We start from the raw sequence: 21,212 nt of genomic DNA, 5'->3' as shown, positions 1-21,212 counted from the left end.
GTGTATAATCAATGGTTATATTCAGGTGTATTTAAAACTTCTAAAATATGTTCTTTATAGGGTCTTAATGCTGGTAAAATATTGTTTGTGATTAAACTTTGACGATAACCAAGCAATTCAAGCGGTAATTCTTCAATTAAGCCATCATAAGCAACCAAGACCAATAAGTCATTCATCCAACGGTTTTTTAATAATAAATTAGGGGGAATGTAGTGGCTTTGACTGTAGGCATTGATGATATCATTTAAGTCATTTTTAAAGGGTTTGGATTTACTATGATAAGTCGGTGGCGGTAATGCAGGCAGATTGCCATCAGGCATATTTTTGACTTGGCAAATGATGCGTACAATTTCGTTACCATAGCGTCTTAGCACAGCTCGGTTGATGGTAGTACGAGCCAAAAGCTTGATACTATCAGGCATGTCTTGAACAATTTCCCTAAGTGCCTGTTTGCTGATAATAAAGCTTCTGGGTTCATTGGTTGCTCTTGCCAATGCTTCACGCCAAATGGTGAGCTGCTGAAGTACTCCCAATTGACGGCGATTATAAATCGGTGCTAATAAGTCTAGATACAGCATCTCATCGGGTTGATTTTGAATGGTGTGCAGTTCTCGAGCATAGTGATTACTGTCTTCAAGGACGCAATTTAAAATGCCACGAGCTGCCAATTCGGTGCGTACAACTTCATATAATTTTAATAAGTAGCGGACATCATTAGCAGCATAAGTCTCTTGTTCATAAGACAAAGGTCTCGCTAGCCAATTTGACTGGCTTTCGCCTTTATCAATCTCAATGCCAAGCATTTCATTAAGAGCTTGGCTATAACCAGCTTGTAATTTACCTGATAAATAAGCTACCCCAATTTGTACATCAAAAATATTGGTCAGTGGTGGGCATTTGGCCAGTAAATAAAAAATTCCCAAATCTTCGCCGCATGCGTACCATACCATTATTGGCACCTCAGCAAGTGCTTGCCAAAATTCGGTCAAATCCAGCTTAGGTGCGTCAATTAGATAAATGGCATTGCCAGTATTGATTTGTATCAGTGCCAAAATTGGGTAATAGGTTGTTCGTTTGATAAATTCAGTATCAAGTGCGACCACATCGCTAGCATCAATCTCATCAATCAGTGCGTACAGATCATCATCATTTTGCACCCAAATGGTTGGCAGTCCATCACAAGCCGCTTGATTGATGGTAAATTTTGGAAACTCAAGAGTTGGTATAGTCATAATTGATCATTATATATTACTACGATATATTACTGCGATTTTGTAGTGCTTGATGTAGTGTGATGCTGTCCACATATCCAAGTTCACCGCCCATAGGAATGCCCTGAGCAAGACGGGTAATTTTGGGTACATGGGTACAGATGGCATCATGAATAAAAAAAGCCGTGGTTTGTCCTTCAACCGTGGCACCAGTGGCTAAGATCACCTCATGGATCGCTTCATGCCTGATGCGATGAATCAACTGATCAATATGCAAATCATTGGCATTGATACCATCGATGGGCGATAAATGCCCACCAAGTACAAAATACTTGCCACGATAAGCACCACTTTGCTCAATCGCCATGACATCTGATGCATTCTCAACAACACATAGTAGCCCATCATCACGGCGATGATCTAAGCAAATTGGGCAAATCTCATCATCACTAAAGGAGTGACACTGCAAGCATTCTTTAATGTCGTGCATCGCAGTCTCAAGTGCAGCCGCCAAAGATAATCCTTGGGTGCGTTTTTTGGTCAAAAGCTGTAGCGCCATTCGCTGAGCTGATTTTTGTCCTACACTTGGTAAGACTTGTAGCTCTTTGATGAGTTTATCCAGTTTTGGGGTGAGCATTTAGCCAAACAAGCCTTTCATACTAGGTGGCAGACCCATGCCAGTTGTCGCACCAGCCATCACCTCTTCATACAGTTCATCTGCTTGACGCACCGCATCATTAATTGCGGCAGCTACCAAATCTTCTATCATGTCAGGCTCATCATCCATTAGACTTGGGTCAATGGCTAAACGCTTAACGACATGGCGACCTGTCATGGTAACTTTGACCAAGCCATTGCCTGCTTCGCCTTGCACTTCCTTGGTTGCAAGACTTGCTTTGGCAGCTTCAACATTTTTTTCAACTTGTTTTTGCATGGCTTGGGCTTGTTGCATTAATGCTTGAATATTCATAGGCAATCTTCCTAAGATGTAAATAATTAACTAAATAATTGACACATTATAGCATATAATCTGAGTGATAAAAATGCAAGAAAATCCAAACTCAGCAATTAATGATTAAGGGATATTATGCCATAAATATAAAATTAGCCCAACTTGGCAAACAAATTGGGCGATATTTTGATATCTTAAAGCTTGCACGCACCACCTGCACAGCCATCGTCCAAGTCGCCTTGGGCATCATCAGCACCATCACGCGTATTATGATAATATAAAGTTTTGACACCAAATTTATAAGCGGTTAGCAGATCTTGAATCAGCACTTTCATCGGGACTTTACCACCTTCAAATTTAGTGGGGTCATAATTGGTGTTGGCGGAGATGGACTGATCAATGAATTTTTGCATGATTCCAACCAAACGCAGATAGCCATTATTATCAGGAATATTCCAAAGCAGTTCATATTGACTTGCCAAGCGTTCAATCTCAGGCACAACTTGCTTTAAAATACCATCTTTAGACGCTTTGATGGATACCAAACCACGAGGCGGCTCAATGCCGTTGGTTGCGTTGGCAATCTGAGAGCTGGTCTCTGATGGCATCAAGGCGGATAGGGTAGAGTTACGCAAACCGTAGGCTTTGATATTTGTGCGTAGACTTTCCCAATCAAGATGCAAAGGTTCGGTACAAATGCTGTCCAAATCCTTTTTATAAGTATCAATAGGCAAAATGCCTTGGCTGTATGTGGTTTGATCAAACCAAGGGCAAGCACTTTGTTCTTTGGCGAGTTTGTTTGATGCTTTGAGCAAATAATATTGCAGTGCCTCAAAGGTACGATGGGTTAAACCAAGCGCCGCTGCATCGGAGTAACGAGTTCCATTTTTTGCCAAATAATACGCATAATTAATCACGCCAACGCCCAAAGTGCGACGATTGGTACTGCCTTTTTTGGCGGCAATTACAGGATAATCTTGATAATCAAGCAACGCATCAAGCGCACGCACGATCAGCTCAGCAGGCTCTTCAATATCGGATAATTTTTCAATCTTACCTAAATTAATCGCTGATAAAGTACACAGCGCAATCTCACCTTTTTCATCATTGATGTTATCCAAAGGTGCTGTTGGCAGGGCAATCTCCATGCACAAATTAGATTGGCGAATCGGTGCGACCGTCGGATCAAAGGGGCTATGTGTGTTGCAGTGGTCAACATTTTGAATATAAATACGGCCTGTGCTTGCTCTTTCTTGCAGCATTAGGCTAAATAAATCACGGGCAGGTACTTTGCGTTTACGAATATTTTCATCGGCTTCATATTGGGTATATAATCGCTCGAAAGTTTCTTGATCGGCAAAGAATGCTTCATAAAGCCCTGGGACATCTGAGGGTGAAAATAAAGTAATGTCAGTGCCTTTAATTAATCTGGCGTACATGGTTTTATTAATCTGTACGCCATAATCCATATGACGCACTCGGTTATCTTCAACACCACGATTATTTTTTAGCACCAATAAGCTTTCAACTTCTAAATGCCAAATTGGGTAGAATAAAGTTGCTGCACCGCCACGAACGCCGCCTTGAGAACATGATTTAACAGCAGCTTGGAACATTTTAAAAAATGGAATGCAGCCTGTGTGCTGTGCTTCGCCACCACGAATTGGGCTGCCAAGCGCACGGATAGCACCAGCATTGACACCAATACCAGCACGCTGTGAGACATAACGCACAATTGCTGATGTTGTGGCATTAATGCTATCAAGATTATCGCCACATTCAACCAAAACGCACGAGCTAAATTGGCGTGTCGGTGTACGCACCCCTGACATAATCGGTGTGGGTAAGGAGATGTAAAAATTTGAGGTGGCATCATAAAAACGCTTGATATAGTCAAGGCGTTGTGCTTTATCATAGCCTGCAAATAAACACATGCCCACCAACACATATAAAAATTGCGGACTTTCATAAACCCGTTTGGTCACACGGTCTTGTACCAAATACTTACCCATCATTTGCTCAACAGCAGCATATGCTAGGTTCATATCACGGTTATGATCCACATAATCATTGAGCTCATTAAACTCATCAATACTGTAATCTGCCAAAATGTGCTGATCATATTTACCTTGTTCGGTAAGATGCTTAACATGAGCATACAGATGCGGTGGTTCAAACTTTCCATAAGCAATCTTACGCAGGTGAAAAATTGCCAAACGAGCTGCCAAATACTGATAATCTGGCGTTTCTACCGAAATCAGGTCAGCGGCGGCTTTGATGATGGTTTCGTGAATGTCACGGGTGCGAATCCCCTCATAAAATTGAATATGAGATTTTAGCTCAACTTGAGAAACAGACACATTATTTAAGTCTTCAGCAGCCCAAGCAATGACTCGGTGAATTTTATCAAGATTAATGGGTTCAAGGCGACCATCTCTCTTGGTGACTTTAATTGTATCAATGTGCGTCATTATGGCTCCAAAAGTTTTGAATACAGTTTTTGATCAGTCGTTGTATCAGATATACGATCAATCATGTGACAAAATGAGTGAGTATCGCCCAATGAGGCTAATCAACCACTTTGATAATTTATATACCATATCTAGTGTATGGATGGTTTTAGGGCAACAATATATCCTATTTTTTCTTAAAATAAAAGATTGATTAATTATTAAAACTATGATTCAAATCTCAACTTCAATTAAATCAATGGCTTGTACAGAAAAAAATATTCAAGTTTTTTGTAATTTGAGAATGGGTTATTTTTGATGATAAATTTTAATCAAAAAATTGTGAATATAAATCAATTTATTTAAATATAAATGTCAAAATGTTGTCAAAAAAGTGAGTCTAAATTGGTTGAAATTGTGTCAAATTTCATATAAAAAAGCCGCCATTTGGCAGCTTATTATATTATTGTTTAATTAAGATAAACTTATTAAATTTTGGTAAATTTGGTACGGCTAAGATTGGGTGTACGATGTTTTGGTGTGTGTTTTTTGCGTTCTTCTCGTCGCTCGTGGGCTTCGTGCTTTTGACGGCGTATCTCACGAGATTTTAAAGGTTTTTTGTGAATGCGTGCTTGTTTTTCTTTGGTAGCGTGATTTAGCCCTGTACCTTGACGCTGACGCAGACCAACAGAATCAACCAGCTTGCCAATATCACTGGCATCAAGCTCAATAAAACGACCTGTACGCAATTCTTTGGGCAAAATTACGGTGCCATAGCGTGTACGAATCAAGCGAGATACTTTGAGTGTTTGGCTTTCAAACATACGGCGAACTTCTCGTTTTCGACCCTCTTTGATGGTCACATGATACCATTTATTGACACCAATACCGCCACCTTCTTTGATGTCATCAAATTTGGCAACGCCATCTTCAAGCTCTACACCAGCGGTGAGTTGACTGGCAATTTGTGGTGTAACCTCGCCTAAAACTCGTACAGCATACTCTCTGATTATCCCACTAGAAGGGTGCATCAGGCGATGTGCAAGCTCACCATCATTTGTAAACAGCAAAAGACCTGATGAATTGATGTCCAAGCGACCCACCATCACCCAGCGATCGTTAGTGAGTTTTGGTAAACGGTCAAAAACGGTCGGGCGTCCTTGAGGGTCAGAGGCTGAACAGATTTCCCCTTCAGGTTTATAATAAGCAATGACACGGCGACGCTTTTCACGCTCGGCTTTCAGGCGTACTTGACGGCCGTCAATGCGGATTTCGTCGGTTAAGATAACCCTATCGCCTAATGTGGCGACTTTACCATTAATGGAAATGCGACCTGATTTGATGATCTCTTCAAGCCCACGGCGTGAACCCAAACCCAATCTGGCAAGCAGTTTTTGTAGTTTTTCGCCAGCAGGTTTGTTGGTTGCGTTTTGTTCGTTGATGGTGGAGTTGTTTTTGGGTTTTGATTGATTCATAACTTAAATCCAGAAAATTGGTTATAACATTATCTCAATGTGAAATATATCGGTTTAATGGTTGATTAGCCTAGATAAACACCCACGAACGCTGATGAAAAACTTGTCATCATACATGATTCATCTGAGTTTAACAAGTTCATTATAAGTTCATTGCCTGATTTTTAGGTGGTCAAGGTCAGGCAGTGGTGGCAATCTATCTAAGCTATCTAGCCCAAACGCATCCAAAAATGCTTGGGTGGTGTGCAGTAGTGCAGGGCGACCTAAAGTGTCCTTATGCCCATTTTCGACAATCCAGCCTTTATCAAATAATTGTCGCAAAATATTGCTAGAGACTGCCACGCCACGCACCTGCTCAATGTCTGATCGTGTGACAGGTTGCTGATAAGCAATGATGCTTAAGGTTTCAAGCAAGGCTTGACTTAGATTTTCTAGCCGCTCAGGAAAAACCTGCTGAATTAGGCTACTGTAGCTGTCTTTGATTTGCAAGCGATAACCGCTGGCAGTCTTATTGAGTGTCAATACACCATAAGACAGCCGTTCTTGCAGAATGGCCAAGGCATCTTGAAGTTCATTTGAACCGATCATCAGATGTTTTTTTAAATCTTTATCGGTCAGCGGTGTTTCGCTGGCATGTAGTAAAACTTCAATATATCGGCTGAAAGTTTCAGCTTGCTTGTGAGCTTGCAAAAAATCAGAGGTGGTATGTTGTGTCATAACAGATTCATGATTATTTAAAAAATGAGTATATAAAAATAGCTACTTAAGTGAATTAAAAACTAACAGCGATTAATGTAGCCAATGTAAGCTTTGTTTTGTTAAATCTTGCCCATTTTGGTTATCATGATAAGTATCATTTTTGGTTGGATTAAGCTTACCAGAATTGGCTTCATCAAATCCGATTAAACCTCGTTTCATCAGCTCAAGTACAGCCACAAAACTCACCACAATGCCTATTTTGCCTTGAGATTTATCAATCAGTTCGGCAAAGGTACTAACGCCTTTTTCGCTTATCAAGCGTGTAATGCTGGCGATACGCTGAGATAATGGCACGCTGTCCGCTTGAACAGTATGGGTAATAGCTTCAGGGCGAATTTTCATATGAATTAAGCTTTCGACCAAAAGCTCTGGCGAATACTTGGGCAGCTGCTTTTGCATGGCTTCGGGACTTGGCATACTGGTAAATGCTAAAAAAACATCTCTTTCTAGACGAAGCAGACCATCGATACGCCGAGCAGCTTCTTTGATTTGAGCATACTCCTCAAGCCTTCGGATTAATCTAGCCTTAGGGCTAATCTCATCATCATCAACTTTAGATTGGGGCAATAACAACTCAGATTTAATGGCAATCAGTGTACTTGCCATTAATAAATAATCACCCGCAAGCTCAAAATACGCTTCATCCAACTCACTGATATAGCTTAAATATTGCTCGGTAATTGGCAAGATAGCAGTTTCAGTTAAGTCAAAATTATTTTTTTTGACTAAGTACAATAAAAAATCTAAAGGTCCTGCAAACTGTTCAAGCCAAATCGCAAATGCCTGTGGCGGGATATATAAATCTTCAGGCAAATTTAGTACTGGTGTATCAAAGATGCGTACATCAGCTGTTTTTGATGGTGCTGGATTATTTGATATGGTGATCATGATTTAAGCTTGGCAAGTGGCTTGATGCCAATGGCACGGCGAGTTTTATCCAGCTGCTTTTGGGCAACACGCCGAGCCTTAGTAGCACCCATTTGTAAAATTTCTTCAAGCTCTTTTGGATTATTCATTAGATGTAAATAACGCTCACGATAAGGGGCAATTTCATGATTGATTTTATTAAATAAAATCTCTTTAGCTTCACCCCAGCCAATACCACGACGATAATGTGTTGCCAATGCTTCAATCTCTTCAGGCGTACCAAAGGCTTTGTAGATTTCAAAAATGGTGCAATGCTCAGGGTCTTTTGGCTCTTCGGGTGGTTGAGAATTGGTGACAATCTGCATGACTGCCTTTTTAAGCGCTTTTTCAGGGTCAATTTGAGGGTTGCCATCACCAAAAAGTGGAATGGTGTTACCATAACTTTTTGACATTTTTCGTCCATCCAAACCAGTCAGTAGCGGTGTGTTTTCGTCGACAACGGCAAAAGGCTCGACAAATAAGGGTTTGTATTTAAAATTAAACGATCCTGCAATGTCTCTTGCCATTTCAATATGCTGAATTTGATCTTTACCCACAGGGACATGGGTGGCATTAAACATCAAAATATCGGCCGCCATCAAGACAGGATAGCCAAATAATCCCATGCTGATGCCATAATCAGGATCGGTATCTTCTTTACTTAAATTCATATCGACGGCGGCTTTATAAGCATGGGCACGATTCATCAGCCCCTTGGCACATGAGCAATTGAGTATCCATGCCAATTCAGGAATCTCAGGAATGTCCGATTGACGATAAAAAATAACTTTTTCAGGATCAAGACCACATGCCAACCAAGTGGCGGCAATCGCTCGAGTAGAGCGATGAATTTCATCAGGGTCAAAACATTTAATAATACCATGATAATCTGCCAAAAAGAAAAACGCATCTCCATCATGATTCTCAAAGGCACGATGAGCCTCGGCAATGGCGGGGCGAATGGATCCAACATAATTACCTAAATGGGGAATGCCAGTGGTGGTGATACCTGTTAGGATGCGTTTTTTGGTTGTGTTCATAATAATACTCTTATTTTATCCTTAAATTTAATTAAAATATGTTAAATTGTCTTTAATAACTGTGATAATGCACCACCTGCGTTATCAGTTTTCATAAATTGTTCACCAATCAAAAAATGGTGAATATGATTTTGTTGCATTCGGTGAATATCGGTGGCATGATGAATACCGCTTTCGCTAACCACAAGGGCATCTTGCCCAAGATTGGCAAATAGTCGTTGGGATAAGCGAATGCTATTTTCTAAATCTACCTGAAAGGTATTTAAATTGCGATTATTAATGCCGTAGATATTGTGAGCTGATTTGGGTAAATTTAATGCTTGGGTTAGCTCATCATCAGTGTGAATTTCAATCAATACATCCAGACCCAAGTCAGTTGCTGTTTGATGTAAGTGTAAGGCGGTATCAGCATCTAAACAAGCCATGATAAGTAAAATACAATCCGCCCCCATCGCAGCCGATTCAATAATTTGGTATTCATCAACCATGAAATCTTTGCGAAGCACAGGCAAGCGAACAGCCTTGCGAGCTTTAATAAGATAGTCATCATGACCTTGAAAATAATCACGGTCTGTGAGTACGGATAAACAGGTTGCACCAGCCTTTTCATAGGCTTGTGCTGTTGTCACGGGGTTGAAATCTTGACAAATGATACCTTTGGAAGGCGAGGCTTTTTTTACTTCTGCAATCACACCAATATCAGTTGTTGTATCAACTGCTCTTAGTGCATCAGCAAAACCTCGAGGCATGTGGCAAGCTGCCGACTTTAAAAGCTCATTGGTCGTTTTGATGGCTTTGGCGACTGCAATCTCTTGGTGTTTGGTTGCGATGATTTTTTGAAGGATACTGGGGGTGTTTGTTGTCATAAGCTTGTCATCATCCTTGGTATTTGGACTTGTTATTCACAGTGCTGGGTAAAGTTTGTAAATGCATTTAGCTTATCTAAAGCTTGGCGACTTGTCATAATTTGCTTGGCAATGGCAACGCCTTCGGCATGTGTTTTGGCATGGCCTGCCACATAAATAGCAGCACCTGCGTTGATGGCAATCATCGCTCGTGCCTTTAGGCTGATATCATCATTTGCTGTGCCGCCCAGTGCATTTTTGATGATTTCAAGACTTTGTTTTGAATCATTGACAGTCAGACCATATAAAGTTCTTGAGACAATACCAACATCTTCAGGCTGACAAAGATAAGTATGTACCTTACCATCTTTAAGCTCAGCGACATGTGTGCCCGTGGCAAGACTAAACTCATCTAAGCCATCTTGAGAATGCACGACCATGACATGGGTAAGACCAAGTTTAGCAAAAACATATGCCAATGGCTCACACAGTTCAGGGCTAAAAACACCGACCACAGCACGGCTAACCTTAGCAGGGTTGGTCAGTGGGCCTAAAATATTGAAGATCGTACGAACTTTGAGCAATCGGCGGACACCAACAGCATGACGCATTGCAGGGTGATGATTGGGTGCAAATAAAAATCCAATGCCAAGCGTATTAATGGCTTTGACTGTCTGAGTTTTATTAATATCCAAACGCACGCCCGCCAAGCTTAGCACATCTGAAGAGCCAGAGCTTGTTGATACACCACGATTACCGTGTTTGGCAATGGTAACACCTGCCGCCGCTGCCACAAAAGCAGATGCTGTTGATACATTAAATAAGTTTGAACCATCGCCACCAGTACCAACAATATCAACTGCATTGGGATTGCAAATATCAATGGTATCGGCAAGCTCAATCATTGTTTTAGCACAAGTGGTAATTTCATCTATAGACTCACCTTTTTGCCGCAAAGCGATCAAAATGGCTCCCATCAACGCATCAGGGCAACGACCTTGCATGATGATGAGCATGACTTGACGCATCTCATCATGGGTTAATTCAATATTTTTTAGCAAGTGGTTAAGGACTTTGGTCAAAATAGCTAAGATATCATCATCGGTCATGATGGCAATATCATCGGTGGTGATGATCTTTGTCATAATATTTGGTTTATTTTTCCAGTGTAGGACTGCCTGTCGTGAATTTAGATTGTCAATCTGTTATCAATTTTTGATCATAGGTTTCAATAATAGGCATGCTAAATTAATTAATTGCATGCGTGTTTTTTGGTATCAGACAACTTTGGGTAAGTGACTATTTTCAAGCTTGGCCAACCCACAACGCTTTAAAAAGTTATTCAATAATTGATAACCATATTCGCTCAAAATAGATTCAGGGTGAAATTGCACACCTTCAACATCAAGCGATTTATGGCGTACGCCCATAATTTCTTGCATACGACCATCAGCATGAGCTGTCCAAGCGGTGACCTCTAAACAATCAGGTAGGCTTGCCTTGTCAATCACCAAAGAATGATAGCGTGTGGCATTAAAAGAGTTTGGAATATCAGCAAAAACACCTTGATTGGTATGGTGTACAGATGATAGTCGCCCATGCATTGCCTCACCTGCACGCACCACCTGACCGCCAAACGCTTGTCCGATGGCTTGATGACCTAAACAGATGCCCAAAATTGGAATTTTTCCTGAGAGTTTATCTAAAATCTCAAGTGTTACGCCTGCTTCGTTTGGACTGCAAGGACCTGGACCCAAAACAATCGCTCGAGGTGCAAGCTTGATGATTTGATCCAAAGTGGTTTCATCATTTCGCCAAACGGTCATTTCTTGCTGTAGTTCTCCAAAATATTGAACAATATTATAAGTAAAACTACAATAATTATCAATCATCAGTATCATTTTAATAAATCCTTGATTTAAATAGATATTTTGATTTTAATCCTTTATCCATACTCGCTTGGCACTGGCTTTAAGCGAATGATGGTAATATTTGACTCATTAGCAGTTATTTTGTTCAAAGTAATAAGTCAGGTCGTGCCTGTTGGTTCGGTATTGTACCATTTTTTTGGCAGTGGTCAAATCAGTGTACTGATAATTAGTCAATTAAACTTGCCAGTCAGCAGTTTACCAAATGGTATTGGCAGGTTCATAGTGCATGATTTGGGTAATGTGATTGTTGGCATCAACCAAAACAACATTGGGCTTATGATTTTGGGCATCAATATCCTGCATCATCACATAATTCATAATAATCACAACATCGCCTGGTTGTACTTTACGAGCAGCTGCACCATTTAGGCACACCACGCCACTACCACGCTCGCCTGCGATGGTATAAGTTTCAAATCTCTCACCATTATTATTATTGACGATGCTGACTTTTTCATTCACTAAGATACCAGCAGCATCTAACAAATCCACATCAATGGTGATGCTACCCACATAATTTAGATTAGCTTCAGTAACAGTAGCACGGTGGATTTTACCACCCAAAAGTGTACGAATCATGGTTGTATTTTCCAAATTAATAATTATCATTAATGTTGATAGTAATTGGTGTCATCGGCTTGAGTTTTAAAGCGGCGATGAAACCACATCCACTGGGTTAAATCTTTTTGAATATTTTGCTCAATCAGTCGATTGATGCGTTCAGCATCGGCGGTTTCGTCATCGCTGGGATAATTTTTTAACGCAGCGCTTAGGCTGATGTGATAATGTGGACGGTGACCTTTTGCGATATAATCGGGCGTTTGTCTGAGCATATCCATCATGATGATGACAGGAGGATTGGCTTTATCACCCAGCTTAATAAGACGACGCTGAGCGGTAATCGTTGCTGCAGGCACACCAAAAAAGGTCGCCATCACGCCATGCTCAAGACCAAAATCTTGATCAGGTGAATACCAAATTATCCGACCTTGTTTGAGCCGAGTGATGAGTTTTTTCATATCACGATTTGAGATTTGCTCATCAAAGATACGGCGGCGTGCATTATAGATAAACCATTCAAGCAAAGGGTTGTTTTGTGGGCGATACACGCAGTCCGCCGCAAAAAACTGTGTACATAACCGACCGCCCAAATCAAGCGTCGTGCGATGTCCACCAAGTAAAATCACCGCTTTATTTTGTTTTTGGGCATCAATCAAATGCTGTAAACCAGAAATGCTAAAAGTGCGTTTAAAGACATTAGGGCGAAACCATGCACATAAACTTTCAAAAATACCAATACCTTGATTAATAAATACTTGCCGTGCGGTGGCCTTGTGTTTTGATTTTGGTTGATTTGGGAAGGTAAGCTGCAGGTTGGTTAGAGTGTCTTGAACTCGGCTTTTAGCTAAGTAATGTACCAAAATGCCAAGACGCTTGCCGATCCAAAACTGCCAACGCAGCGGTAGAAAAATCAGTGGTAAAATCAACGCAAAAGCCAGCCAAACTCCCCAATATTTGGGATGTAAAAACGCCCATTCAAACGATTTTGGCTCAGCTTGGCTACTTTGTTTATGAGTATCTGTCAAGCTTGGCATATGCTTAATGGATATGGCGTGTTTGGGTGTCTGCTTATGCTGATGATGGCAACTCATGGATCATATTCTTTATTAATGGTACTGTTTAAACCTGTATTTTAAAGTTTATTGGGTCATATTTTCAAGCTCATCCCATCGCTCAAGCTTCATCATCAAAAGCTCATCAATCTCTACCAATCGCTCACCAGCCTTCGTTGCTGCCGCCAAATCGGTATTAAACCATGAACCATCTTCAATCTTTTTGGCAAGCTGTGCCTGCTCTTGTTCAAGTGCAGCAATTTCATTAGGCAAATCTTCAAGTTCACGCTGCTCTTTATAGCTGAGTTTGCGTTTTTGGGCAACGCCTGATTGAGGTGGTTTGATTTGGATGGGTTCGGCGGGTTTTGTCGCCTTAGGTTTATTGTCTGTGGCGTGATGAGCCAGCCATCTTTCATGCTGTTGTACATAGTCTTCATAACCGCCAACATATTCCAAAACGATACCGTCGCCGTACTTATCAGTATCAAATACCCAAGTTTGGGTAACAACATTATCCATAAAAGCACGGTCATGGCTGATGAGTAATACTGTGCCTTTAAAATTGACCACAAAATCTTCTAAAAGCTCAAGTGTTGCCATATCCAAATCATTGGTAGGCTCATCTAGCACCAAAACATTGGCAGGTTTTAGCAATAATTTGGCCAATAAAACGCGTGCTTTTTCACCGCCTGATAGTGCTTTAACAGGTGTGCGAGCACGATTTGGCGTGAATAAAAAATCTTGCAAATAGCTTAAAATGTGCGTAGTTTTTCCACCAACATCGACATGGTCAGAGCCTTCTGAAACATTATCTGTGATAGATTTTTCAGGGTCTAGGTCGTCTTTGAGTTGGTCAAAAAAAGCAATATTTAGATTGGTGCCAAGCTTAACCGAACCTGATTGAATCGCTGAATCATCCAAACCCAAAATGCTTTTAATTAAGGTTGTTTTACCAACGCCATTTTTGCCAATGATACCAACTTTATCACCACGAACAAGCAGCGTTGAAAAATCCTTAACTAAGGTTTTATTGTCGTATTCTAAAGTTAAGTGATTGACTTCACAAACAATTTTTCCAGATTTTTCGCTATTATTTTGGCTAATTTGGACAGTACCCAACACATCACGGCGTGCTTTTCGCTCTTCACGCATGGCTTTTAAGGCACGGACACGACCTTCATTACGGGTGCGGCGTGCTTTAATGCCTTGGCGAATCCAAACTTCTTCTTGGGCAAGCTTTTTATCAAATTCGGCAAATGATTTTTCTTCACTGGCAAGTTCAAGCGCTTTTAACTCTTGGTAGCGTGCATAGCCACCCACACCTTGCGTCACATCATAGCCAGAGAGTTGACCACGGTCAAGCTCGATGATATAAGTGGCAAGTGTATCAATAAACTTCCTATCATGCGAGATGAAAAGAACGGTTAATCGTTCATTCAATAAAAATTTTTCAAGCCAAGTGATGCTTTCAATATCTAAATGGTTGGTTGGCTCGTCTAAAAGTAGCACATCAGGATTTGTTACCAAAGCCTGTGCTAACAAAACACGGCGTTTACGACCCCCTGATAATGTTGATAAGCAAGCATCGGCATCAAGCCCCATGCTGTCAATCAATGCACGCGCACGCCGCTCCAAGTCCCAACCGTTCAGAGCGTCTAAGGTTTGCTGAAGACCGCTCATGACATCACAGGCTTCATTGTCGCCCATGGCGCATTTTGCACTGGCTTGATGATAGTTTTTTAAGGCTTGGGCAACTTTGTCATCACCCTCCATCACCACGTCAAGGACGCTGGCCGACTCATTTGGCACATCTTGTGCCAGCATGGCAATTTTTGTACCATCTTTGATGAGTACCTCACCATCATCAGCATGTATTTGACGCATAATCAGCTTAAATAAGGTGGATTTGCCTTCGCCATTTCGACCAATCAAACAAACGCGTTCATTGGGTTTTAGGGTAAAATGAACGCCATCTAAAATCGGTGCTGTGCCAAAGGCTAAATGAATATTTTTTAAGTGAATTAAAGCCATAAGATGAAAAGTGATACAGTAAAATCAATGATAAAAAAGTGATGAAAGATTGTCAAAAATCAATAGACTAACTATCATATCAAATTTTAACCAAAAATTGTGCGTTATGTCGTAAAATAAGCCAAATTGGTCAAAGATTTACCCAAAAACCTTAATCCAAAACCTTAATACCCAATAAATGAGTTGATATTTTTATGCCTGATGTCTTATTTACCAAAGATTTTACCTTAATTGATCTACAAACACGCATCAGCTTTTTGGAGGATACTTGTGATGAGCTTAGTAAAATTATTGCTCGCCAAGACCGTGATTTAAGAGATTTGCAAGATCAGTTAAAACTGATGTACCAACATATCCAAGCCAAGCAAGACGATGTAGGCATTGCTACATTTGATTTATTGGCTGATAGACCGCCACATTATTAAATCCGATTGATTTACACAATCAAATATCAACCATCAAACAAATGAAAATAAACGCTAAAAATTGTAAGAAAATATATATATTTTACTTGTTTTGTGATTAAATTTCATTTAAGATACAAATGTGTAAGACTTTTGTACTGTTCTATAAAGAAGTATGGACAGTTTTACATATTGTAAGGACTGACTTTTTGGAGAAAGTGATGAGCTTAAAATTTGGATACAAAGCGCTGAGTTTGGCGGTATTTTCAACCCTAACCGCAACCGCAGCACAAGCAGCAGGCCTGGATCGCTCAGGGCAAGATGTGACTGCTTTTTTACAAGATGGCACTTATGCCGAAACCGTTTATACTTATATTGATGCCAATGTTACCGGTAAAGATACCGCAGGCAAAGATACAGGTGATATTGCCGAAGCTTATGATTTTTTCCGTTATGGCGTTAAAGCAGACATCAACGACACCTTTAGTGTGGGTGTGCTGTACGATGAGCCATTTGGTGCAGCAATTAAGTATGATGGTAATAGTAATTTTGTGGCAGATAAAAATGCAACAGCAACAATTTTTGCCCAAGCTATCAATCAGGCTACAAAAGCACAATTAAACGATAGCCTTGCTTATAAATCAATTAAGCCAGTTTTAGACAGTGTTAAATCACCTCAGCGTGCTTTGGCAGTAGCATCAATCGTAGAAACCAATTCAGCACAAGCCAAACCCATTGCTGACCGATTAAGAGCAGCGGCTGCACATGCAGAAGCAACTGACGGTCAAAAGACTAATGTCGAAATTCGCACCAACAACCTAACCATGTTAGTCGGTGCCAAATTGGGTGCTAATAAAAATTTCCAAATCTATGGCGGTCCTGTGGCTCAAAGAGTTAAGGGCGAAGTGCATTTGCGTGGTCCTGCTTATCAAGTCATGACAGGTTATGATGCCAAAATTGCAACAGATACTCAATTGGGCTGGGCGGCAGGTTTGGCATTTTATAAACCCGAAATTGCCCTAAAAGCCGCTTTGACCTATCGCTCTGAGATTGAGCATGACTCTGAAATTGCCGAAACCATTCCTGTGACGGGCTATGCGGGTAAAAAGGATTTTAAAGTTACTTTGCCTGACTCATGGAACTTAGATTTTCAAACTGGTGTGAATCCAACAACGCTATTAACTGCCAAAGTACGCTATGTACCATGGTCTGATTTTGACATTCGCCCAACACAGTATACAGAAACCACAAAACTTCGTTATCCACAGGGTTTACCAATCATCAGCTATGACAAAGACCAATGGTCGGCTGAAGTTGGTTTGGGTAAGCGTGTTAGCGATCGTTTGGCTGTTTCAGGTGCGGTAGGTTGGGATAGTGGTGCAGGTAACCCTGCAAGTAGCTTAGGTCCTATCAAAGGCTATTATTCATTGGGCTTAGGTGCGCGGTATAATGTTACACCTGAATGGTCGCTGTCTTTGGGTGGTAAATACTTTAAATTTGGAGATGCTCAAGCACAGCTACCAACCAAAGATAAAGTAGGTAACTTTGATAGTAATGATGGCTATGCCTTGGGCGTTAAGCTTGCTTATCACGCCAAATAATCTCATGCTAAATCATACAAAAATGTCCTAAATATAAAAAATAGCTTGAATTTTCAAGCTATTTTTATTAGTTGGTTAAAAAATTAACGAATCTCAACCGTCGCACCATTTTCGATGACAGCGACCAATTCTAGCACATCCCAATTGGTCAGGCGAATGCAGCCCAGCGACGATTGACGACTAATGCCCTCTGGTATGGGCGAACCATGAATACCATAGCTGGGTTTATTTAATCCCATCCAAACCACACCGACAGGACTGTTTGGTCCTGGTGGTAAATAATAGACTTTGTTGTCTTCATCATCACGATTGACGGTGGCCTTATAAGTTGGCATTTTAACTTTATTGATGATTTTGTACTTACCGCCTGGTGTTGTACTTGCCTCACCGCCAACCGTTGTTGGGTAAGTGGCGACAAGCTGGTCTTCATGATAAGCATATAAAATCTTATCTTTACGATCAGCAACCACACGAGTAACAACGCCTTCAAATGGCTTGCCAGTATTAATAACCGTAATGCTTTCGCCAGCAACAAAGCGTTTATTTGGGTTGAGTTTTTTTAGGTATGCCACATCCATATGAAACCTTTCACCAAGCATCTCTTGAATACTTTCATAGCCTAAAGCTTTTAACTTTGAACGAGATTCTGCATCATTGGGTAGGGTTTTATAAGGACCTTTAGCATCAGCTTCGGTAATGGTATAACTGACCAAAACAGGTTGATTGGTCGCAATATTTTGGTTTAACGCATCCCAAGTAGCTTGGTTCATTTTACCCGTTGGCTCAAGCCCCTTGATTTTTTGAAAATTCATTAATGCTTTTTTTGAATTCATGCCCCAACCACCATCAATAGGGCCAGGGGAGGCGTGATTCCAGTCAAGCAATACTTGCATTTTTACGGTCATGGCAGTATTGACTTTCATGTCTTGTGTCCATAGCGACTCATTGACACGACGAGCGTATTCGTCCAAATTGTGTATTGTTGTACGCTTACCCCCTTGCTCGATACTGTTAATGACAGTATCATCGGTTTGGGTTGGGACGATGACCTCGCCTGAGATAATATCGCCATCAGTATTGGCATGGGCAATGCCGATGCTTAGTAAGCTTATCATTACTAAGCTTAAAGGCTTAATTAATGTCATAATAAATCCTAAAAAAAATATACGCTATTATATCACGACCAAAAACTCACCACAATTTTAAACATGATGGATAATTAGGGTTAAAATTTCTAAGCCAAATGATTGATTGATTTTAAGGCTGTCATTCGCTGACATAAGTCAGCATTGTATCTGCTTTTATACAGATATACCCCCAAGTTTTGTCGTTGTCATCAAGACATGGCATGATATTTAGAATTTAAATTTATGAACTTAAATTAATTTTATCTTTAAGAAGAAATTCCATCAGTGCTTTTTGGGCGTGCAGTCGGTTTTCGGCTTCATCCCAAACCACAGAACGGGGATCGTTTAACAGATCAAAGCTGATTTCTTCGCCACGATGGGCAGGCAAGCAGTGCATGAACAAAACATCAGGATCAGCCTTATCAAGCATGGCAGGGCTAACCTGATAAGGAGCAAATCGGCGTGCACGCGTCATTTGTTCAGATTCTTGACCCATACTCGCCCATACATCAGTTGTAATCAGATGTGCCCCTTTGGCAGCCTCTTGAGGGTCTTCAACATAAGTGACGCAGTGGCTATACTCTTCGATGAGCTTAGGATTCGGCTCAAATCCATATGGTGCTGTCACACGCAACTGAAAGCCGAATTGATGAGCTGCCAAAATATAAGAGGCACACATATTATTACCATCACCGACCCAAGTGACAGTTTTGCCTTTGATGCTGCCTCGATGTTCATGAAAGGTCTGCATATCAGCAAGCAACTGGCACGGATGAAAATCATCAGTCAACGCATTAATCACAGGTACAGACGAATGCTTGCAAAATAAATCCAGCTTGTCATGCTCAAAAGTGCGAATCATGATGATATCAACCATACTTGAAATCACCTTGGCGGAGTCTTCGATAGGCTCGCCTCGACCAAGCTGTGTATCTTTTGGCGATAAAAAGATGGCATGACCACCAAATTGACCCATGCCAGCCTCAAAAGAGATGCGTGTGCGAGTTGAGGATTTTTCAAAAATCATGCCAAGCGTACGCCCCACAAACGGACGATAAATCTCGCCACACTGCTGCATTTGACGCAGCTTACTTGCACGACTGATGATAGCCTCAAGCTCGGCAGGCGTCATATCTAAAAGATTACGAAAATGGCGTACGCTCATGATAAAATATTCCTTTAACAATCAGGGCAAATTTGTAGTATAGCATGGATATGGGGCTTGGCTATCATTTAACGATAATTTGTTTTTTAAGTGATATGGGTTGTTATGTTTAAGAAATTTGTCAAATGATCGTAACTCACTGAAAATTAATTATTTATTTTGATTTGGCAAATATTTTATGTAAACAAGCGTATATTTTTACAACTCGTTACATTTATTTGTGATAAAATTATTGAGATTCAAAATTTACCAAAAGGATATGCCATGGGTTTTATCCATGCTAAGCCAATGATGACTAGGAGTAATTTATGGGAATTTATTTAACGGCAACCGGTCTTTATAAACCTGCTTATCAAATTAGCAATGATGAGTTGGTGGCTGCATTTAATACTTATGTTGATAATTATAATGCCGAACACGCTAAGGCAATCGCAGCAGGTGATAAGGTGGCCCTTCAGCACTCATCAAGCGAATTCATCGAAAAGGCATCTGGTATCAAATCTCGTTATGTGATTGATAAAAAAGGAATTTTAGATCCCAAAATCATGGCGCCTATTTTTCCTGCTCGCAAACTTGGCGAGGAGTTGTCAGTGATGGCAGAGATGGGTTTAGCAGCACTCAAAGATGCTTTGGATCGTGCCAAGCTGACGGCTGATGACCTAGATGGTATTATTTGTGCATCATCAAATTTCCAGCGTTGCTATCCTGCCATCGCCATCGAGATTCAACATGCCATCGGTATGCAGCATGGCTTTGCTTATGATATGAATGTGGCTTGTAGTGCGGCGACTTTTGGCATTGCCCAAGCGGTAGGCAGCATCAAAGCAGGGCTTGGCAAAAAAATCGCTGTGCTAAATGTTGAAATTACCTCAGCGCATCTTAATTGGCGTAATCGTGATAGCCACTTTATTTTTGGTGATGTGGCGGCTGCGACGATTGTTGAGGAGTTGTCAACCCCAAAAGGTTATGAAATTCTTGACAGTAAGCTATACACACAATTTTCTGCCAATATTAAAAATGAGTACGGTTTTATGGATCGTAGCGAGTTTTTGGCAGCAGATACACAAATGTATGCAGACATCAAAGAGCCAGTTACTGATAAGCTTTTCTTACAAGAAGGGCGTAAGGCATTCCGTGAAGTTTGCCCCAAAGTTTCAGAAATCATTACCATACATTTGACCGAAAATAACTTATCAGCCGATCAAATTAAGCGTATGTGGCTACATCAAGCCAATATTAATATGATTGATTTGATTTTGCGTACGGTCGTTGGAAAAGATGCGGATAAATCCATTGCACCTGTTGTCATTGCAGAATATGGCAATACCAGTTCAGCAAGCCCTGTGGTAGCGTTCCATGAGACTCAAGACGGTGTTGAAAGCGAAGATCTATGCGTAATGTGTTCTTTTGGTGCTGGTTATTCAATTGGATCGGTATTACTCAAAAAAGTATAAAATTATAATTAATTATTAAGTTAAGATATATTAATTAACAAGACCAATCAAAAGCGTCTATTTAATCAGATGCTTTTGAAATTTTATCCATAAATTCAGTCCAAACCTACAAAACCTATCAATGGCAATTAACTCACCTACAAAGGCAATGCCTTACGATAGTCGCTTCAGGTAGCTGAGTGGTTTGGTGATTACCAGCACAAACGATAATTAAGTTTTACTAATATACTATTTTGTTAAAAGATTTG

Annotated in this window: 19 protein-coding genes; 3 read left to right on the top strand and 16 right to left on the bottom strand. The window is 40.6% G+C overall.

Annotation, left to right across the window (positions count from 1 at the left end):
* Positions 1-8 precede the first annotated feature (8 nt).
* The 14 genes from A4U55_RS08050 to A4U55_RS07980 form a co-directional block, all read right to left on the bottom strand.
* Positions 9-1,232 carry a ribonuclease D gene (locus tag A4U55_RS08050; protein WP_003659677.1) on the bottom strand — a complete coding sequence of 408 codons (1,224 nt, stop codon included), beginning with the start codon at positions 1,230-1,232 and terminating at the stop codon, positions 9-11.
* 19 nt (positions 1,233-1,251) lie between these two features.
* Positions 1,252-1,848, bottom strand: coding sequence for a recombination mediator RecR (recR, locus tag A4U55_RS08045; protein WP_003658330.1), 597 nt, complete (start codon positions 1,846-1,848; stop codon positions 1,252-1,254).
* A complete protein-coding gene (locus tag A4U55_RS08040) occupies positions 1,849-2,181 on the bottom strand; it encodes a YbaB/EbfC family nucleoid-associated protein (protein WP_003658329.1) in 333 nt (110 codons plus the stop codon).
* Positions 2,182-2,357: 176 nt separating this feature from the next.
* The gene (nrdA, locus tag A4U55_RS08035; protein ID WP_003659678.1) at positions 2,358-4,634 is read right to left on the bottom strand and encodes a class 1a ribonucleoside-diphosphate reductase subunit alpha; all 2,277 of its coding nucleotides are present in this window, start codon (positions 4,632-4,634) and stop codon (positions 2,358-2,360) included.
* 467 nt (positions 4,635-5,101) lie between these two features.
* Complete coding sequence (rluB, locus tag A4U55_RS08025; RefSeq protein ID WP_003658326.1) at positions 5,102-6,088, bottom strand: 23S rRNA pseudouridine(2605) synthase RluB; 987 nt, start codon at positions 6,086-6,088, stop codon at positions 5,102-5,104.
* 150 nt (positions 6,089-6,238) lie between these two features.
* The gene (scpB, locus tag A4U55_RS08020; RefSeq protein WP_003658324.1) at positions 6,239-6,805 is read right to left on the bottom strand and encodes an SMC-Scp complex subunit ScpB; all 567 of its coding nucleotides are present in this window, start codon (positions 6,803-6,805) and stop codon (positions 6,239-6,241) included.
* A 72-nt stretch (positions 6,806-6,877) separates the two neighbouring features.
* Positions 6,878-7,735, bottom strand: coding sequence for a segregation and condensation protein A (locus tag A4U55_RS08015; protein ID WP_003663566.1), 858 nt, complete (start codon positions 7,733-7,735; stop codon positions 6,878-6,880).
* Entirely contained in the window at positions 7,732-8,793 is a 1,062-nt protein-coding gene (trpS, locus tag A4U55_RS08010) for a tryptophan--tRNA ligase (protein ID WP_003658321.1), read from the bottom strand. Before trpS ends, A4U55_RS08015 begins: the two co-directional genes overlap by 4 nt.
* Positions 8,794-8,834: 41 nt before the next feature.
* The gene (trpC, locus tag A4U55_RS08005; RefSeq protein ID WP_038519548.1) at positions 8,835-9,659 is read right to left on the bottom strand and encodes an indole-3-glycerol phosphate synthase TrpC; all 825 of its coding nucleotides are present in this window, start codon (positions 9,657-9,659) and stop codon (positions 8,835-8,837) included.
* 32 nt (positions 9,660-9,691) lie between these two features.
* Positions 9,692-10,783: an anthranilate phosphoribosyltransferase gene (gene trpD, locus A4U55_RS08000; RefSeq protein ID WP_003673813.1), complete on the bottom strand. Its 1,092-nt coding sequence runs from the start codon at positions 10,781-10,783 to the stop codon at positions 9,692-9,694.
* 132 nt (positions 10,784-10,915) lie between these two features.
* Positions 10,916-11,539 carry an anthranilate synthase component II gene (locus tag A4U55_RS07995; RefSeq protein WP_003658317.1) on the bottom strand — a complete coding sequence of 208 codons (624 nt, stop codon included), beginning with the start codon at positions 11,537-11,539 and terminating at the stop codon, positions 10,916-10,918.
* A gap of 225 nt (positions 11,540-11,764) precedes the next feature.
* A complete protein-coding gene (gene panD, locus A4U55_RS07990; RefSeq protein ID WP_003658315.1) occupies positions 11,765-12,148 on the bottom strand; it encodes an aspartate 1-decarboxylase in 384 nt (127 codons plus the stop codon).
* A gap of 29 nt (positions 12,149-12,177) precedes the next feature.
* Positions 12,178-13,221: an LpxL/LpxP family acyltransferase gene (locus A4U55_RS07985; protein ID WP_003659685.1), complete on the bottom strand. Its 1,044-nt coding sequence runs from the start codon at positions 13,219-13,221 to the stop codon at positions 12,178-12,180.
* Between the two features lie 48 nt (positions 13,222-13,269).
* Complete coding sequence (locus A4U55_RS07980) at positions 13,270-15,213, bottom strand: ATP-binding cassette domain-containing protein (RefSeq protein ID WP_063454224.1); 1,944 nt, start codon at positions 15,211-15,213, stop codon at positions 13,270-13,272.
* Positions 15,214-15,407: 194 nt separating this feature from the next.
* On the opposite strand from A4U55_RS07980, the gene A4U55_RS07975 reads away from it, so the two are divergent.
* Both A4U55_RS07975 and A4U55_RS07970 read left to right on the top strand, forming a co-directional pair.
* Positions 15,408-15,638: a SlyX family protein gene (locus A4U55_RS07975; protein WP_003658309.1), complete on the top strand. Its 231-nt coding sequence runs from the start codon at positions 15,408-15,410 to the stop codon at positions 15,636-15,638.
* A 200-nt stretch (positions 15,639-15,838) separates the two neighbouring features.
* Positions 15,839-17,218: an outer membrane protein transport protein gene (locus A4U55_RS07970; protein WP_063454223.1), complete on the top strand. Its 1,380-nt coding sequence runs from the start codon at positions 15,839-15,841 to the stop codon at positions 17,216-17,218.
* Positions 17,219-17,301: 83 nt separating this feature from the next.
* On the opposite strand, the gene A4U55_RS07965 is transcribed toward A4U55_RS07970, so the two are convergent.
* Together A4U55_RS07965 and argF are read right to left on the bottom strand one after the other, a co-directional pair.
* Entirely contained in the window at positions 17,302-18,363 is a 1,062-nt protein-coding gene (locus tag A4U55_RS07965; RefSeq protein WP_003658305.1) for a L,D-transpeptidase family protein, read from the bottom strand.
* A 223-nt stretch (positions 18,364-18,586) separates the two neighbouring features.
* Positions 18,587-19,510 carry an ornithine carbamoyltransferase gene (gene argF / locus A4U55_RS07960; protein WP_003658302.1) on the bottom strand — a complete coding sequence of 308 codons (924 nt, stop codon included), beginning with the start codon at positions 19,508-19,510 and terminating at the stop codon, positions 18,587-18,589.
* Positions 19,511-19,818: 308 nt separating this feature from the next.
* On the opposite strand from argF, the gene A4U55_RS07955 reads away from it, so the two are divergent.
* Entirely contained in the window at positions 19,819-20,964 is a 1,146-nt protein-coding gene (locus A4U55_RS07955; protein WP_063454222.1) for a beta-ketoacyl-ACP synthase III, read from the top strand.
* Positions 20,965-21,212 lie beyond the last annotated feature (248 nt).

Origin of the sequence: Moraxella catarrhalis, assembly GCF_001632285.1 — a bacterium.
Classification (GTDB): domain Bacteria; phylum Pseudomonadota; class Gammaproteobacteria; order Pseudomonadales; family Moraxellaceae; genus Moraxella; species Moraxella catarrhalis.
The sequence above is the reverse complement of the archived record's forward strand: the minus strand, read 5'-3'. Positions and strand labels throughout refer to the sequence as shown.

Coding starts and splice junctions, on each gene's coding strand:
- A4U55_RS08050 (WP_003659677.1), bottom strand. CDS start 1,232: ATGACTATACCAACTCTTGAGTTTCCAAAATTTACCATCAATCAAGCG.
- recR (WP_003658330.1), bottom strand. CDS start 1,848: ATGCTCACCCCAAAACTGGATAAACTCATCAAAGAGCTACAAGTCTTA.
- A4U55_RS08040 (WP_003658329.1), bottom strand. CDS start 2,181: ATGAATATTCAAGCATTAATGCAACAAGCCCAAGCCATGCAAAAACAA.
- nrdA (WP_003659678.1), bottom strand. CDS start 4,634: ATGACGCACATTGATACAATTAAAGTCACCAAGAGAGATGGTCGCCTT.
- rluB (WP_003658326.1), bottom strand. CDS start 6,088: ATGAATCAATCAAAACCCAAAAACAACTCCACCATCAACGAACAAAAC.
- scpB (WP_003658324.1), bottom strand. CDS start 6,805: ATGACACAACATACCACCTCTGATTTTTTGCAAGCTCACAAGCAAGCT.
- A4U55_RS08015 (WP_003663566.1), bottom strand. CDS start 7,735: ATGATCACCATATCAAATAATCCAGCACCATCAAAAACAGCTGATGTA.
- trpS (WP_003658321.1), bottom strand. CDS start 8,793: ATGAACACAACCAAAAAACGCATCCTAACAGGTATCACCACCACTGGC.
- trpC (WP_038519548.1), bottom strand. CDS start 9,659: ATGACAACAAACACCCCCAGTATCCTTCAAAAAATCATCGCAACCAAA.
- trpD (WP_003673813.1), bottom strand. CDS start 10,783: ATGACAAAGATCATCACCACCGATGATATTGCCATCATGACCGATGAT.
- A4U55_RS07995 (WP_003658317.1), bottom strand. CDS start 11,539: ATGATACTGATGATTGATAATTATTGTAGTTTTACTTATAATATTGTT.
- panD (WP_003658315.1), bottom strand. CDS start 12,148: ATGATTCGTACACTTTTGGGTGGTAAAATCCACCGTGCTACTGTTACT.
- A4U55_RS07985 (WP_003659685.1), bottom strand. CDS start 13,221: ATGAGTTGCCATCATCAGCATAAGCAGACACCCAAACACGCCATATCC.
- A4U55_RS07980 (WP_063454224.1), bottom strand. CDS start 15,213: ATGGCTTTAATTCACTTAAAAAATATTCATTTAGCCTTTGGCACAGCA.
- A4U55_RS07975 (WP_003658309.1), top strand. CDS start 15,408: ATGCCTGATGTCTTATTTACCAAAGATTTTACCTTAATTGATCTACAA.
- A4U55_RS07970 (WP_063454223.1), top strand. CDS start 15,839: ATGAGCTTAAAATTTGGATACAAAGCGCTGAGTTTGGCGGTATTTTCA.
- A4U55_RS07965 (WP_003658305.1), bottom strand. CDS start 18,363: ATGACATTAATTAAGCCTTTAAGCTTAGTAATGATAAGCTTACTAAGC.
- argF (WP_003658302.1), bottom strand. CDS start 19,510: ATGAGCGTACGCCATTTTCGTAATCTTTTAGATATGACGCCTGCCGAG.
- A4U55_RS07955 (WP_063454222.1), top strand. CDS start 19,819: ATGGGAATTTATTTAACGGCAACCGGTCTTTATAAACCTGCTTATCAA.